The sequence below is a fragment of the Nostoc sp. CMAA1605 genome, assembly GCF_021596505.1.
Classification (GTDB): Bacteria; Cyanobacteriota; Cyanobacteriia; order Cyanobacteriales; family Nostocaceae; genus Trichormus.
The window spans coordinates 15,015-30,289 of the sequence record NZ_PJIZ01000081.1 but is presented as its reverse complement, the minus strand read 5'-3'; the positions used below and the strand labels follow the sequence as shown (position 1 = coordinate 30,289).

Annotated in this window: 13 protein-coding genes; 7 read left to right on the top strand and 6 right to left on the bottom strand. The window is 40.3% G+C overall.

From position 1 onward, the window contains the following. Positions 1–285: 285 nt before the first annotated feature. Positions 286–915, top strand: a complete 630-nt coding sequence (locus CV014_RS22630; RefSeq protein ID WP_236144077.1) for a transposase — start codon at positions 286–288, stop codon at positions 913–915. A 47-nt stretch (positions 916–962) separates the two neighbouring features. Here CV014_RS22630 and CV014_RS22625 read toward each other — a convergent pair whose 3' ends face one another. After that, positions 963–3,182, bottom strand: coding sequence for an O-linked N-acetylglucosamine transferase, SPINDLY family protein (locus tag CV014_RS22625; RefSeq protein WP_236144076.1), 2,220 nt, complete (start codon positions 3,180–3,182; stop codon positions 963–965). A gap of 148 nt (positions 3,183–3,330) precedes the next feature. Beyond that, positions 3,331–3,861, bottom strand: a complete 531-nt coding sequence (locus CV014_RS22620) for a type IV pilin-like G/H family protein (protein WP_236144075.1) — start codon at positions 3,859–3,861, stop codon at positions 3,331–3,333. Positions 3,862–4,168: 307 nt separating this feature from the next. Between CV014_RS22620 and trxB the strand changes: the two genes are divergently transcribed. After that, positions 4,169–5,539 (top strand): thioredoxin-disulfide reductase, encoded by a 1,371-nt coding sequence (gene trxB, locus CV014_RS22615; RefSeq protein WP_236144074.1) that lies wholly within the window; start codon positions 4,169–4,171, stop codon positions 5,537–5,539. Here the strand turns inward: trxB and CV014_RS22610 are convergent. The 3 genes from CV014_RS22610 to CV014_RS22600 all read right to left on the bottom strand — a co-directional run bounded on the left by CV014_RS22610 (position 5,484) and on the right by CV014_RS22600 (position 8,269). Next, positions 5,484–5,702 (bottom strand): hypothetical protein, encoded by a 219-nt coding sequence (locus tag CV014_RS22610; protein WP_236144073.1) that lies wholly within the window; start codon positions 5,700–5,702, stop codon positions 5,484–5,486. The two genes, trxB and CV014_RS22610, sit on opposite strands and share 56 nt — an antisense overlap. Positions 5,703–5,719: 17 nt before the next feature. Continuing rightward, positions 5,720–6,904: a peptidoglycan-binding protein gene (locus CV014_RS22605; RefSeq protein WP_236144072.1), complete on the bottom strand. Its 1,185-nt coding sequence runs from the start codon at positions 6,902–6,904 to the stop codon at positions 5,720–5,722. Positions 6,905–7,198: 294 nt separating this feature from the next. After that, positions 7,199–8,269 (bottom strand): DMT family transporter, encoded by a 1,071-nt coding sequence (locus CV014_RS22600; RefSeq protein WP_236144071.1) that lies wholly within the window; start codon positions 8,267–8,269, stop codon positions 7,199–7,201. A 116-nt stretch (positions 8,270–8,385) separates the two neighbouring features. On the opposite strand from CV014_RS22600, the gene CV014_RS22595 reads away from it, so the two are divergent. Beyond that, complete coding sequence (locus CV014_RS22595) at positions 8,386–8,526, top strand: hypothetical protein (RefSeq protein WP_236144070.1); 141 nt, start codon at positions 8,386–8,388, stop codon at positions 8,524–8,526. Positions 8,527–8,588: 62 nt separating this feature from the next. Next, entirely contained in the window at positions 8,589–10,613 is a 2,025-nt protein-coding gene (locus tag CV014_RS22590) for an ankyrin repeat domain-containing protein (RefSeq protein ID WP_236144069.1), read from the top strand. Positions 10,614–10,898: 285 nt separating this feature from the next. Here CV014_RS22590 and CV014_RS22585 read toward each other — a convergent pair whose 3' ends face one another. Continuing rightward, on the bottom strand, positions 10,899–11,549 hold the full coding sequence (locus tag CV014_RS22585) for a class I SAM-dependent methyltransferase (RefSeq protein ID WP_236144068.1): 651 nt from the start codon (positions 11,547–11,549) through the stop codon (positions 10,899–10,901). A 108-nt stretch (positions 11,550–11,657) separates the two neighbouring features. On the opposite strand from CV014_RS22585, the gene CV014_RS22580 reads away from it, so the two are divergent. The 3 genes from CV014_RS22580 to CV014_RS22570 all read left to right on the top strand — a co-directional run bounded on the left by CV014_RS22580 (position 11,658) and on the right by CV014_RS22570 (position 15,275). Beyond that, positions 11,658–13,298 (top strand): ArnT family glycosyltransferase, encoded by a 1,641-nt coding sequence (locus CV014_RS22580; RefSeq protein WP_236144067.1) that lies wholly within the window; start codon positions 11,658–11,660, stop codon positions 13,296–13,298. A gap of 75 nt (positions 13,299–13,373) precedes the next feature. Further along, on the top strand, positions 13,374–13,841 hold the full coding sequence (locus CV014_RS22575) for a MarR family winged helix-turn-helix transcriptional regulator (protein ID WP_103139833.1): 468 nt from the start codon (positions 13,374–13,376) through the stop codon (positions 13,839–13,841). 171 nt (positions 13,842–14,012) lie between these two features. After that, the gene (locus CV014_RS22570; protein ID WP_236144066.1) at positions 14,013–15,275 is read left to right on the top strand and encodes an MFS transporter; all 1,263 of its coding nucleotides are present in this window, start codon (positions 14,013–14,015) and stop codon (positions 15,273–15,275) included.

The window sequence follows — 15,275 nt, the reverse complement described above, 5'->3', positions numbered from 1 at the left end:
ACGAGCAAAGGTTTGTAGTAAGCACTTCAGTGCTTGAGGACATTGAGGACTAAAGTCCTCACTACGAACACAGGTTTGTAGTAAGCACTTCAGTGCTTAGGGGACATCGAGGACTAAAGTCCTCACTACGAACACAGGTTTGTAGTAAGCACTTCAGTGCTTGGGGAACATTGAGGACTAAAGTCCTCACTACGAGCAAAGGTTTGTAGTAAGCACTTCAGTGCTTAGGGGACATCGAGGACTAAAGTCCTCACTACAAACAATAACTTCAGGGCTTCAAAATATATGTATGAATATCGCCAACTGAACCCAAAACAACAGGCTGAACTAGTTGAACACCGCTTGAGTCTCGGTTATCCTGCTCACGCACCGCCACATCCAGTAAAAGATAGACAACTGTATTTTTTAAGTGCAGCTTGTTATGAACATCAGTGTTATATGCACTCAGAATCTCGTCGTCAGCAATTACTAAATATGATATTTGATAGGTTTGGTGATGGTGGAGATGACAAAGAAAGTGCTGAAGCACTTACTACGAACATAACAATTTGTGCTTGGGCGGTTTTACCAAATCATTATCATTTATTGGTTCAGGTTGTAAATTTTGATGTCTTAAGTGAATTATTTCGCCAGGTACATGGTGTTACTTCGCGCCAATGGAATCTTGAAGATAATACAATCAGACGAAAAATTTGGTATTCTTGGAGCGATCGCGCTATTCGCTCTGAAAGACATTACTATACAACCCTTAACTACATACATTACAACCCAGTCAAACATGGTTTAGTAACATCTCCTTATGACTGGGTTGAAAGTAGTGTTCACTGGTATTTACAAATTTATGGGAAACAATGGTTACGTGATTGCTGGGTTAAATACCCAGTGCGAGATTATGGCAAAGATTGGGATGTGTAATGTTTGTAGTAAGGGCTTTAGCCCTTAAACAAGGACTGAAGTCCTTACTACGAACTCATGTATATTTCCCACATTTGGGTAAAGGCTTTCTCCATTTCGCGGGTAAATTGCTTACCATTCCATAGAGGTGATGTTTTTCTCGACTGTCTTAACTTCCAAGCCACTTGTTGTCTTAAGGCTTCATCTTTACCTAAACGCACACCCCACTCTACATATTCTTCATCAGTCCAAGCTATTCCTTCTGTAACACCAGCATTCATCATCATTGTGTAACTATTACGCGCTGCAAATTGCTCACCTACTTTTGTCACCATAGGAATACACATCCACAAAGTTTCTAAAGTGGTTGTAGCTCCATTGTAGGGATAGGTATCTAAAACTATATCAGCAACATCCAAATTAGCACGGTGAACTGATTCCGCACTAACACCTGGGAGAAATCTAAATTTGCTTGTATCTACGCCTTCTTCTTCTGCTAGGTGATCGAAAAATCTTCTGATAGATTCTTCATCAGAAAGTCCTTTAATTAAAAAGTAGCTATTGGGTACTTCTTTAATAATTTTTAACTGTAATCTAGTAATCTCTGGATGTCTCTTAAAACCTCGTTGTCCAGAGAAGTATACAACAGCATTAGGAGGAATATCTAATGATTCGCGAGTTACTGTAGGTACGCTAACTTCAAAACCATCTACAGCTATATAGGTTTCAGGTAAACGCCAAATTTTTTCGCTGTAATATTCTTGCGCGGATTCTGGTAAAACATATGGATCGGCAATAAAGTAATCTACTGATGGAATTCCTGAAGCATCCCAACCTAGCCAAGTGACTTGGATGGGTGCAGGTTTCATACTTATAACTTCACAACTAATATCTAAAGTAATACTATCTAAATCAATTAAAATATCAATTTCATCCTGGTATATTTCTTCAGCAATTTCAGCAGTTTTACTTGATTTATATGCTTTATTTACTTTGCTAAGATACCATTCATGTAAAGGGTCTAATTCTGGATTTGTGCTAATGAAATAAGCATTTATCTCAAATTTATTACGGTCGTGATATTGAAATAACCAACGACTCAGCCAACCTACAGAATGACTTCTCAGACAGTAAGATATATATCCTATCTTAATCTTTTTTGTGGGAGAACTGAGTTGTTTCCTTTCTAATTTACCTTGATGGTACTTATTTATTGCTTCTCCAGCATAGTTTGTTATACTTTCTTGACAAAGTAGCATTAGAGAATTTTGAATTCCTCTATTTTTTCTAGGGTTATCTTCAATATAGGGTGTAAAAAATTGAGAATTGATTAATCTACAAACTCTTACGGCATCAATTTCATTAAGATTCTGTTCAATCAGACTTCTCAATAAAACTTCATGTCTTTGGTGTATTTCACATGATTCTTTCCAGTGACCACCTGCACTCATTAAACAACGAAGTATTTGGCGGTTAGCAAAGATTAAATCTGGCAATTCTTGTGATAAATCAAAAAATAACTTAGCTGTTGATATCGCTTTCTCAAATTGCATAGAACTTTCATAAAAGCCAGCTAAATGACCTAAGACTTCAGAGTTATTAGGGCTTAAATTCAAATAGATTTCACATAATTTAGCTGCTATTCTAGGCAATCTGTGAGAGTGTGATATTTCTACTGCTGAAGGTAATATAATACCTAGTAAAGATTGGCAATTTTCTTGAAAATATGGTAAACAAGCTTCAACAAAATCCAGAGTAGATGGATATATATAATAATGGTCTAAAATACTTTGTAAGGTTGGTATTAACAATTCAAGCTTTATTTCTACTCTGGATTCAGCTTGTATTATTTTGATTACCCCCAGTTCTTGTAATTCATCATTTGTATAACTTTCTAACTTAATTAATAATTGAATAAGATGTAAAAGATTATTGAGATTTTGTGGAGAAATTTCTTTAATATTTTGTCTAATTTTTGCCGCTATTGAATATTCTTCTAGAGATTCTCTACGTGTAGCCTCTGTTTCCAAAATGTCAATTAATTCTGTATTCCATGCTTCAATCTGTTCTTCCTCTCCCTCCATCATAGCCATGAGCCAGGTTGTTTGAGCTTCTACTTCCTGTCCTTGCAACAGTAATGTTAAACCCAAATACCAATAGTTGGATTTAATATCAGGCTCTACAGTAATAGCTTCTTCATATATGCTTGCAGCTTGAATATAATTGCCTGAAACAATATATTTTTCTGCTAGTAGATGATGTTGAGACGGAGTAGTTAATGAGAGCATAGTGACTATGAAAAAATTGTGAGCAGAAAGGAACAGAATTATACAGTCAGTAAGTTACACAAATTGGGTAATGTTTTGAGACATTACCCAATTTAAGCAAGTATGTAAAATTGCTTGTGACAGCTATAAGTGAATACTTTTAACTGTCTTATCTAGCTAAAGACACAAAGTTGTTTGCACAGCTTGTACCAAATGTGGTAACGTCAGCTACCGTTGTGGTGGGGCCTGGAGATTCGCAAGCTATTGCTAGTGTTAATGCTTCAGATGTGGCACTGTTTCCTGTTTGAGTGCCTACTAGCCCATAATATGACTTAAGAGCAGTTTTATAAGCTGCACCTTTGAATTGAGCAGCAGCTGTTCCACCACCAGCAATAACATAGTTATAATTTTCAGATTGAGTTTTGATACCTACTTGTAGTTCATCCAGGTTGGTAGCAAATTTTTGGTATTCCAAGTAATAAGCTTGTTGAGAACGGTTAACTGTACCTACGTAGTTTCTCGCTTCGGATTGTTTGGCTTTGTTTACTTGTCCGAGTAGCGAAGGTAACGCGATCGCAGCTAGTACACCGATGATAATTACTACTACTAGCAGTTCAATTAAGGTAAAACCTTCGTCTTCTCTGTTCTTACGGTTGCTGAGGTGTTGTAAAAATTTTGCTTGTAATTCTGGCTTGAGCATGGGTCTCTCCTGAAGTTTGGGGTAAGTAGTTCGCGATCGCTCTGTTCTAAAAAGAACTTACCCAGTTACAAACGGCAACCTATCACTCCAGTAAAAAATTTTCTCTAGAAAATTCTATTTACGTATATATACTAATAAAAATTCCTCTGAGGAAAGAGAACTCAGGTATATATCCTGTTTTCTACTGATGATTTTTATTTGATTAGCCTTTAAAAAACAAGGCGCGCTCTGTTTTCGGAGTTGCCATTGGCGAGCATAGCTAGTTATGCTATATTAAACGTAGTCGTTATGAGTTCGGATAATTATTATGACTAATCAGACTGTAGAGAACTTAGTAATTATCGGTTCTGGGCCAGCAGGTTACACTGCGGCGATTTATGCTGGACGAGCTAACTTAAAACCTGTGGTATTTGAAGGTTTCCAAGCTGGGGGATTACCTGGTGGTCAGTTGATGACGACGACGGAAGTAGAGAATTTTCCTGGATTTCCTCAAGGGATTACCGGGCCAGAGTTAATGGATAGGATGAAGGCGCAAGCGGAACGTTGGGGGGCTGAGTTATATACAGAAGATGTAATTTCAGTTGATTTGAGTCAACGTCCTTTTACCATCCGTTCCGAAGAAAGAGAAGTTAAGGCAAACACTATTATTATTGCCACTGGTGCGACAGCCAAGCGTTTAGGCTTACCCAGCGAACATCAATTCTGGAGTCGGGGAATTTCGGCTTGTGCAATTTGTGATGGTGCAACCCCAATTTTCCACGGTGCAGAATTAGCGGTAGTGGGTGCTGGTGACTCGGCGGCGGAAGAGTCGATTTATCTTACCAAGTACGGCTCAAAAGTCAATTTGTTAGTGCGTTCTGATAAAATGCGGGCTTCTAAAGCTATGCAGGATCGAGTATTGAGTAACCCCAAAATCCAAGTCCATTGGAACACCGAAGCTGTAGATATATTCGGTAATGGTCACATGGAAGGGATAGTAGTCCGCAATAGCAAAACTGGAGAAGAAACTAAGCTCACAGCCAAGGGCTTATTCTACGCCATTGGACACACTCCCAACACATCTTTATTTAAGGGACAGCTAGAACTAGACGAAATAGGTTACATCGTTACTCAACACGGTTCACCAGAAACCAGTGTCGAGGGTGTATTTGCGGCGGGTGACGTACAAGACCATGAATATCGCCAAGCAATTACGGCTGCTGGTAGTGGATGTGCGGCGGCGTTGTTGGCGGAACGTTGGTTATCTAGCAATGGTTTAATTCAGGAATTCCATCAACAGCCAACAATTAATAATGAATTAGAAACCCAACCAGCTGCTCAGAAAACGGAAGCAGAACAAGCGGCGGAATTTAATTTGACAGCAACTCGCCATGAGGGTGGTTATGCCTTAAGGAAATTATTCCACGAAAGCGATCGCCTGTTGGTTGTCAAATACGTCGCCCCAGGTTGTGGCCCTTGCCATACCCTCAAGCCCATACTTAATAAAGTAGTGGATGAATTTGACGGTAAAATTCACTTTGTCGAAATTGACATCGACAAAGACAGAGACATCGCCGAAAATGCTGGTGTAACAGGAACACCAACCATCCAATTTTTCAAGAATAAAGAACTACTCAAGGAAGTCAAAGGCGTGAAGCAAAAAAGTGAGTATCGCCAATTGATTGAAAATAATATTTAGGGAATTGGGAATTGGGCATTGGGAATAGGGCATTGGGCATTGGGAATAGGGCATTGGGCATTGGGCATTGGGCATTGGGCATTGGGCATTGGGCATAAAAGTAAAAATCTCCCTTGTTCACCTTCCAGTCCCCAGTCCCCAGTCCCCAGTCCCCAGTCCCCATTCCCCAGTCCCCAGTCCCTAATCTACCGAATCCTTCTGACTATCCTTGGGTGAAATCTGACTTGGGACATTCCGCATTCTATTCATTTGCGTGAGAGCATACCTAGCTGTAGCTTGAACTTCAGCATCAGGATCATCTAGGGCGTGGGTTAGCATTTGACTCATTTGTCCCATTAAGTCATAAACACGGGTCAAGTCGCGGATGGCATTTTGGCGGACTTTCGGGCTTTCATCTTGCATAGAGACGGCTAAAGCCCGATTAATAGGTTTGAGTGTGCGAACATTAATTTCTGACAAAGCCGCCAAAATTAAACTGCGTTGTTGGGAATCAGCATCAATTAACAGGTTAACTAATGGTTGAATGGCGCGTGAATCCCCTTGTTGACCTAAATCCCAGATGGCTTTATGTCGCTTACTGGGATCGGGACTGCGTAAATCTTTAATTAATTCATCAACAATATTGAGTTTAGTGATGCGGGAAGTTGTTTCTACAGGGGGCATCACTGTTGTAGAAACTGATGCAGATGATGTGGACGAATTGGGAGTTTGAGCTACGTTTTCTTGAGTAACTATTGTTTTTTCGGCTTCTGGTAAGGCTAATGGGATTCTCTCTTCATTAGCTGGACTTAGAGCCTTTGTGCGTTGAGGTTGAGGTAATTTTTCTTCTTTGTTCTGCTCATACCATCTCAACAAAAACAGAATAGCCCCAAGACTTCCTAATGTTCCTAAGCCCAAAATTAACCACCAAATCAAGTCTTGATAGTTGGACTGGGGTTTTTTGTTAGTCGTTACGGTCGAATTGGCGGTTTGATTGATAGGAGAGATAGCCATTTGACTGGTTTTCGCCGCCACCAAGACCTGCAAAGCCGCTTGGGTGGTTTGGTCGGCAAAACCATCTACTCTTTTTAAACCCTTGGTTGTTTGAAATTTAGCTACAGCACGTTTTGTACTTTCACCGTATTTTCCATCAATTAGGCCATCATAGTACCCCAACTCCTTCAATTGAGTTTGCAGTGTTCGTACATTTGACCCTTGACTGCCTGGAGTAAGAATCACCTGCTTGCTTGGTCTGGTGGTACTGACTTGTGCCAGATACCGGACTGTGGGTGATAGGTTAGGTGTAATTGCGCTGGCGCGATTTAAGTAAAAACCCAGGCAAGAAACATAGGTGATGATTAAAATTGAGGAGCGGTATAGCCTCATATTAAATTCAAAGTAGCAGCCTAAACGTGCTGGGTAGGTGACAGAATCTTTCTAAATATTAGCTTTTATACTGACAAACAAAGTTTGATTTTTGGTAAAGCCAGTTAAATTCTTTTACCTGATGACATCATTTATATACATCTTGTTTCTGGTTTTGGCATAAATAGTTTATACCATAATCAGGTTCAGATGCCGCTACTATTAGGAACTTCCAATTAATTAAATAAACAACAGAGGGCGTAGGGAAAGCAGAGGGAGTAAACCCCGATTGGGAAAAGAGCATCGAACCGCGAATTAGGGTAGGGTTTCTGGTTCAGATTTTCTTACAGATACAATTACCGGATTAAGTTGCTTAGTTGATGCTTCTGTTAGTTGTGTCGGCTGTATGTTAGCGACTTCTTCCACAGTCAGATTTTGACTTTGCCCTGCTAAATTATCACGCTGATTGATGAGGTAAATACTGATTAAAGTCAGAAATACTCCTACCCATTGCAATGGACTGAGGACTTCTGAGAGTAGGAGATGACCAAATAACAGGGCAAAAACTGGTGTGAGAAAGGTGAGAGAACTTAGACTGGTAAGACTACCACTTTGAGCAAAGTAGAAAAATAGAGCGTAGGCGATCGCACTCCCAAATACGGTAGCATAACCTAAAGCCCACCAGTCACCATTGACTAGATTCTGCCACTGTTGGGATTCTACAACTGATGACGCACCCCACAATGGCAAACCACCTATAATCATATGCCAGCCTGTAGCGGTTACTGGGTCGGCATACCGAGTCACAAATCTAATTAACACCGTCCCCACAGCCATCGACAAAGCCGCCAACAGCATTAACCATTCGCCCCTAGCAAAGAAGTTTTGCCAGTCGCCAACAGGAACATCTGCACCAGTACCCAATAACCCGAAAATCCACTCGTCTGGTAAGCCAATCAAACTAATACCACTGACTCCCAAAGCTAACCCTAACCATCCCCATAAACCAATACGTTCTTGAAATAGCCACAATGACAGCAAGGCTACAGCCAAAGGTTGAGAATCAATCATCACTGAACCTAAACCGGCACTAGTTCTGACTAATCCTTCCGCTAAAAATCCCTGAAATAATGTGCCATCAATTAAACCGAAAAGACTAATCCACAGCCATGCTTTCCAACCTGTGGGTTGGGGCTTACCCATGAGTGCGGCGACGATTAAAATTAAGACTCCTGCCGGTAGCAAGCGCACTCCTGCCATAAACAATGGTGTTGTGTGGGGGATGACTCCTTTCATAGCTACCATCGCCGTTCCCCAGAGGAAAAAAGGAGCGATGAGTAATAAAGGAGATAGGGGTAGTTTAGATGCACTGAGTTTCAGTTGCATGAGTTTGCTGATACCTTTGGTTAACAGGTGCAGAGATTGCTTTAACCAATTCTACCCAATTGTGACTTTTTGTGAAGGAAATAATACTTAGGGGATTGGGAATTGGGAATGGGGCATTGAGCATTGGGCATTGGGCATTAATAACTATCAAGCCAACGAAATCATCAGAATTTCCTACCCCTACACCCTTATACCCTTACACCCCTACACCCTTGTGTGATGTGGAAAAAAATTCGGAAATGATGCTGATATTTTGATGGCTTTGCGGGAATTATCTGAGTTAGATGGCTAGATTCTCAATTTACAAGGGTTAGCAACTATGAACGCAGAAGACAAAGTGCAAAGCCTATTCGCAGCTATTGAGACGGGTGATATTGAAGGGGTAACAGAACTTTTAGCATCGGGAGTTTCTGCTAACAGTAAAAATGCTCTTGGGCAAACTGCGCTGGTTGTTGCTTCTAGTCGGGGAAAGAGCGAAATTATTCAGGTTTTAGTCAATGCAGGGGCGGAAATTAATCCAGAACCAGAACCGCCTGTGTTGCGTCCACGCATTCACTCTACACAAATACCTGGCGGCTGGAGTTTAGGAGAACTCATCGCCCAAGCGACGGAAAATGCAGACGAGCAAACCAAGGCTTTTTATTCTGGCTTTATGGGGATTGTGGATGGGCTTTCTCCTAAGTCTAGTAATGTTAGTCAGGATGTCTCAGTTAACATTGAAGATGAGCAGGAAGAGGAAGATTTCGAGTCACAAGTAACAACACCACTCATAGCAGCCATACAGGAAGGCAATTTAGCAGCGATAACAACTTTAATTGCGGCTGGTGCTGAAATTAATCCTCAAAATTGGAATGAATCAGTTCCCTTGGTTGTGGCAGTGCAGAAGGGAAATTCAGAGATCATACAAACACTGATAGCTGCTGGGGCAAATGTTAATAGAATAGATTGTGAAATGGATGCCAGTCCTTTGGGGACGGCAATTCAGCAAGGACGAGTTGATTTAGTCCGGTTGCTTCTAGATGCTGGCGCATCTCCTGAAGGTGGGGATATGTCAAACACAGCTTTAGCTTTAGCCGTTGAACAAGGCAATATGGAAATCTTCCAGATGTTGCTTGATGCTGGTGCTGATGTCAATGCGGGAATGGAAGATGATTACAGAGTGATTATGCAAGCATCTCACCTTGGTCGTTTAGAAATGGTGAAAATGCTTGTTGAAAGGGGAGCAGATGTTAATGCCTGGAGTCAAGGGGAAACGGCTCTGCTGAGTGCTGCTAGAAATGGAGAACGAGAAGTTTATAACTTTTTGTATTCATTAGTTAATGACGAAATTCGCAGACGTGCTGACAGAGATGGAGAGAAAGACATTCAAGCAGCACTGAAGAGAAAAGCGCGAGAAGCAAATCAGGCTGTTGAAGATTTTATTGATGCTGCAATGTATGGCACATTAGCAGAAGTACAGCAAGCTCTTAGTAATGGTATTGATGTGAATGCTATTGGTTCTAATGGTCAAACTGCACTCATGTACGCTGCCAATTATGGTCATATTCAAGTCATTCAATCATTATTAAATGCAGGTGCAGATCCCAATATTCTCAGCGACAGTGATGATGGACTAGGTGAAGGAATGACAGCCTTAATGCAAGTAGCAGGTAGCTTTTTTGCAGGTAATCGCCATGAAGTTGTGAAGTTACTTGTGCAAGCTGGGGCTGATATGAATTTGCGAGGTTTGGGTGGTAAAACAGCTTTAATGTATGCGGCTAATAATGGTTCTGGCTATATAGAATCTGTGAAAACTTTGGTTAATTTAGGTGCAGATTTAGATGTTAGAGATGATGATGGTAATACTGTATTAATGCAGGTTGAGTTATCAGGGCATAAGAAAATAGCTGATATTCTTAGAAAAGCTGGAGCATCTGAACAAGGCATAGCAGAAATAGCTTTAATTAAAGCTGCTAGCAATGGCGATGTAGAACAAGTTAAATCATTAATTTCATCTGGTGTCAATGTTAATCATAATGATGGTTTAGCTTTAAATAGAGCAATATATGCAGATAATCAGGAAATGGTAGAACTTTTAATTAAAGCTGGTGCTGATGTGAATTTAGGCGTGAGAACTGGTTTTACTCCACTAGCTGAAGCTGCTTATCGAGGCAATACAGAAATTGTGCGAATTCTGATAGAGGCTGGGGCGGATATTAATGCTAGATGCCATGATGGTGATAGTTATAATGCTCTCGAATATGCTGAATTAGGTTTGTATGAAGGGCATCACAAAGGGAAAGGACACGCTGAAATTATGCAAATTTTAGAGCAAGCGGGAGTAGCTTCGAGAGTTGAAAAGTGAAAGCAAGCAAGTCAAATAATTAACTATTAATCACTGTTCAATTGTTAAAGTGAAAAAACAGAAAAGTAGGTTGGGTTTCCTTGCGTCAACCCAACACCAGCATTCATGTTGAGTTTCCGAGATTTATTTTAGGTTTAACCCAAAATTTTTTACAAAAAAAGAAACGGGGAACAGGGAACAGGGAAAGAAAAACATCTTGTTTTTCTTGCGCTACGCGTCTCGAAAAACTGCGTCATTATTTCAATCCCACATCTAAAAGTATGAGTTTCCCTATTCCCTCTGAATTTATGGATTTTGTCGATAGGCGATCGCAGCATAAAATGGATCTCCCCCTGGTACACCCAACCATTGCAGGAAATTGGGTGCAGTAGATTTACTGACAATAATTTCTGGTGTGGTAAATCCTGGCACAGAGGTAAAGTAGCGTTTCACTAATTCCACTCGCCCTTGTTCGGAATTATCCCGCCAAGCTTGAATGGCTTTTTGAAAGAACATCCGATTAGAAAAGCTAAAAATGGCTACACCACCAGGTTTCAAGATGCGGTGAATTTCAGAAAAAATGGCTTCTGGATACTGTAAATATTGTACGGAAACACAATTAATTACAGCATCAAAATCTTGATCTGGCAGAGGTAAGGCGGGATTTTCGTTAAGATTCTGGACAAAATAATGATTTAAGCGGGGATTACGGGCTAATTCTTCAGCGTTGAGTCCGTGTCCCTCCACATGGGCAAATTCTATCTCATCTGGTAAATGAGACACCCAACTACTCATCATATCAAGTATGCGGGTGTTGGGTTGGAGTCTTTCTCTATATAAGTCTGTTAGCTGTTGGATAAAACCTTCATCAACATGGGTGACAAAGCGGGGATAGGCGTAAAACAGTTTGTCGTCTGTATCGTCTAATTTGAGTCGTTGATCAGGTTTTAGTAACATAATTTTGGTTCAGAAAAGTTTTTTAACTAAAGCTGTGCAACTTCGGGTATTCTTTGAGCAGGCTATATTTAACATATTTTAATAAAAGCCGGATACTTCTACCAATTTATGCAGCATCCCGTGTTGTATAGGCTAAAATTTTTACCACCTCTTTGGCGGAAAATCAGCGAGTCAGCCATATTTCCCTATGGGAGTTTGCTGGTTTGGACAATTCCCCTATTACTGTTCAACTCAGGGGAAAGTAGCATCATGGCACATGATGAGGGGTTATATGCTTGGCGCGCCCGTCAGATGTATGATTCTGGTGATTGGATTGCACCTTGGGGTAATGCTCATCATAAAACACCTGGGTTTTATTGGTTAGTTGCGGCTTTCTATAAGCTATTAGGAATTAGCGAGTTTAGTACCAGATTACCTAACATGATATTTGGTATTTTTTGCCTATTGCTCACCTATGAAATAGGCAAAATTACGCTAGGTAAAAAGTTAGCTTGGCTAGCTAGTGCAATTTTGAGTGTAGAATTTCTCTGGTTGCAATACTGTCGGTTAGGTACGCCTGATGTACCAACTATTTTTCTGATACTTTTAGCTATTTATAGTTTTATTCAAGCAGAAGAACATCCGAAATATAAATATATTTTAGGATTTATGGCTGGGTGCAGTTTAAGTCTAGGCTTCTTGATGAGAAGCTTTATGATTGTGCTGCCAACTGTTGCTTTATCGCCATATCTCATTATTAAACATCGTCGTCATCGACATCTCACTAACCCTTGTTTATATCTAGGCTTATTTGTAGGCTTAATCCCGACTTTAGTTTGGTTATGGTTTAATTGGCAGCGTTATGGTAATGATAGTTTTGCTGCTTTATTTGGCTTTGTTGTTGAGTTGGGTTCTGAAGAACGTCAGGGAAATAACTTTATCTTCTACTTTTGGAATGTGCCAATCAAGGCTTTCCCTTGGGTGTTTTTGAGTCTTTTGGGTTTATTTTTAGTAATTCGTCGTCCTATCCCTAATTATCAACTAATACTTGTTGGGTTTCCTGTAGTTTTATTTGGGGAATTGAGTATTTTTTCCACAAGATTGTCACACTATAGTTTACCACTACACCCATTTATCGCTTTACTCGCAGCAGTTGGTTTAGATTGGTTGGGTAGAGTTTATGAATTGGAATACACCAAGAAAAAACGTTTACTACAAAAAGCTAATATTCCCCGAATTTTGAGCTATGCGTCTGCTTTACTAGGCTTTTTATCGATAGTTGCAGCTATATTGGTATTTGCTTGGGGCGATCGCAAATACTCACCCATCGGTTTAATTGTCGGTTTAAGTTGGTTAATTTTGCCCATAATCTGGGATATGCGTCACCGCTTGGGTTGTAAGTTTCTTACCGCTAACTATTGGATAGCTGGTTGGTTAATTCCCTGTTGGTTAGCTTTGGCGATGGTGGGGAGTTTGGGTTTATTGAGTGACTATAACCCTAATTACAGGACTTTCTTACACCAAAGCGCGATCGCCTCGATTTTACAAACTCACCCGATTCACTTCGTCAATATGGGCGGTAAAAATGCCGTCCTCCTAAGATTTTATACCCCCACCCACGGCCAAAGAGTAGAGACAATTACCCAACTCCCCAACCCTAGTTATGCTTGGGTTTACAAAGCCACACCATCCCAATTATCCAGCAGGCCACACCGCGTCATCGGTTCAATCCAAGACTACAAATTAATTCAAGTTCTACCCAGTAAATAATGTCCAATTCCCAAAATATTGCTAAAAATGTCAAATCAACTTATGATTAATACTACGTACACTAAATAATTTTCCATGATTGCTCAACCCGATCATTCTTCTACATTGGCATCGTGGCAACAAAATCTCGCGCCATACAACTTGGGTTATAGAATTAAACTGCTTTCACAATTACTAAGCCGCAAATTCACTGAAAGATTAGAACCATTCGGATTGACACCATTTCATTGGTTAGTTCTATGCTGTTTGTGGCAAGAAGATGGTTTACCAACTTCTAGCATTGGGGAAAAATTGCAACAAGTCGGCGGTACTCTCACGGGGGTACTAGATAGGATGGAAGAACGCGGTTTAGTGCGTCGCGAACGAGATACGCACGATCGCAGAATTTGGCGGATTTGGTTAACTGATGCGGGGAAGGAATTGGAAACAGTCTTACCACCAATTGCAGCAGAGGTGCGTGAAGAGGCTATGCAAGGTGTTTCCATCGCTGATCGTGAGATGTTTTCCCAAATTCTCAATCAGGCGATCGCTAACCTATCTTAAGTATTGCGGCTTTATCATCCAACTGGGTGAAGAAATCATACTGTTTTTTTCAGAAAATACTACGTACGCTAATTTTTAGTACAAAAAACTATAGTTTCTGTATATTACGTATTTGAAATATTCACTTTGATACAGAAACAATTCCACAATTCGATTCAGTAAACATAATTCATGAATTATTCAAAACAGCTGCAACTACCTGCATTTAGATCCAGAAATTACCGTCTGTTTTTTGTAGGACAAGGGATTTCCTTAATTGGGACATGGATGACACAACTAGCTACAGTTTGGCTAGTGTATGCTTTGACACACTCAGCATTGATGTTAGGCCTAGTGGGATTTACTAGTCAAATTCCCAACTTCTTTCTTGCTCCCTTTGGTGGGGTATTCGTAGATAGATTTTCGCGGTATCGCACCTTAATTGCTACCCAAATCCTAGCGATGATTCAATCTCTAGCATTAGCGGTATTAGTTTTCACAGGGGTTGTGCAAATCTGGCACATCATCGCCTTAAGCTTATTGCAGGGATTCATTAACGCCTTGGATGCACCGGCTAGACAAGCATTTGTTCCCGAATTAGTGGAACGCAGAGATGATTTAGCCAATGCGATCGCCATTAATTCCACTATGATTAATGGCGCGCGATTAATCGGCCCCGCCATTGGCGGTTTATTAATAGCTCAGATTGGTGTAGCTTACTGTTTTCTAGTAGATGGACTCAGCTATATTGCGGTTATCGGCGGCTTATTGGTGATGAATGTCAAACCCTTAAAAATAGCGGTAACTCCAGGTAATCCACTACAAAAAGTCGCAGAAGGATTTGTCTATGCTTTTAGGTTTCCACCCATCCGAGCTATTTTATTACTATCAACTTTAGTGAGTTTAATGGGGTTACAAAACACTATTTTAGTGCCGATTTTTGCTGAGACAATTTTAGAAGGTGGCGCGGAAACATTGGGATTTTTGATGGCTGCTTCAGGATTGGGAGCTTTATCTGGGGGAATTTATTTAGCTACCCGTAGAAGTATTGTCGGTATTGGGAAATTAATTGCGATCGCACCAGCAATTTTAGGTGTAGGATTAATTGCCTTTGCTGTTTCTCGATACTTACCTTTGTCTCTATTTACAATGTTATTTGTCGGTTTAGGCACAATTTTACAAATAGCCGCTAGTAATACATTTTTGCAAACTATCGTCGATGAAGATAAACGCGGTAGATTAATGAGTTTATATACCATGTCATTTTTAGGCATGATACCCATAGGTAATTTATTAGGAGGATGGTTAGCTAGTCATATAGGCGCGCCCAACACCTTAATTATTGATGGGATAGTTTGTATAATTGGTTCTGTAATTTTTTATAGACAATTACCAAGATTGACAAGATTGGTCAAACCAATTTATGAGCAGAAAGGTATTTTAGCCGTTGAATAA

Coding starts and splice junctions, on each gene's coding strand:
- CV014_RS22630 (WP_236144077.1), top strand. CDS start 286: ATGTATGAATATCGCCAACTGAACCCAAAACAACAGGCTGAACTAGTT.
- CV014_RS22625 (WP_236144076.1), bottom strand. CDS start 3,182: ATGCTCTCATTAACTACTCCGTCTCAACATCATCTACTAGCAGAAAAA.
- CV014_RS22620 (WP_236144075.1), bottom strand. CDS start 3,861: ATGCTCAAGCCAGAATTACAAGCAAAATTTTTACAACACCTCAGCAAC.
- trxB (WP_236144074.1), top strand. CDS start 4,169: ATGACTAATCAGACTGTAGAGAACTTAGTAATTATCGGTTCTGGGCCA.
- CV014_RS22610 (WP_236144073.1), bottom strand. CDS start 5,702: ATGGGGACTGGGGACTGGGGACTGGGGACTGGGGACTGGAAGGTGAAC.
- CV014_RS22605 (WP_236144072.1), bottom strand. CDS start 6,904: ATGAGGCTATACCGCTCCTCAATTTTAATCATCACCTATGTTTCTTGC.
- CV014_RS22600 (WP_236144071.1), bottom strand. CDS start 8,269: ATGCAACTGAAACTCAGTGCATCTAAACTACCCCTATCTCCTTTATTA.
- CV014_RS22590 (WP_236144069.1), top strand. CDS start 8,589: ATGAACGCAGAAGACAAAGTGCAAAGCCTATTCGCAGCTATTGAGACG.
- CV014_RS22585 (WP_236144068.1), bottom strand. CDS start 11,549: ATGTTACTAAAACCTGATCAACGACTCAAATTAGACGATACAGACGAC.
- CV014_RS22580 (WP_236144067.1), top strand. CDS start 11,658: ATGCAGCATCCCGTGTTGTATAGGCTAAAATTTTTACCACCTCTTTGG.
- CV014_RS22575 (WP_103139833.1), top strand. CDS start 13,374: ATGATTGCTCAACCCGATCATTCTTCTACATTGGCATCGTGGCAACAA.
- CV014_RS22570 (WP_236144066.1), top strand. CDS start 14,013: ATGAATTATTCAAAACAGCTGCAACTACCTGCATTTAGATCCAGAAAT.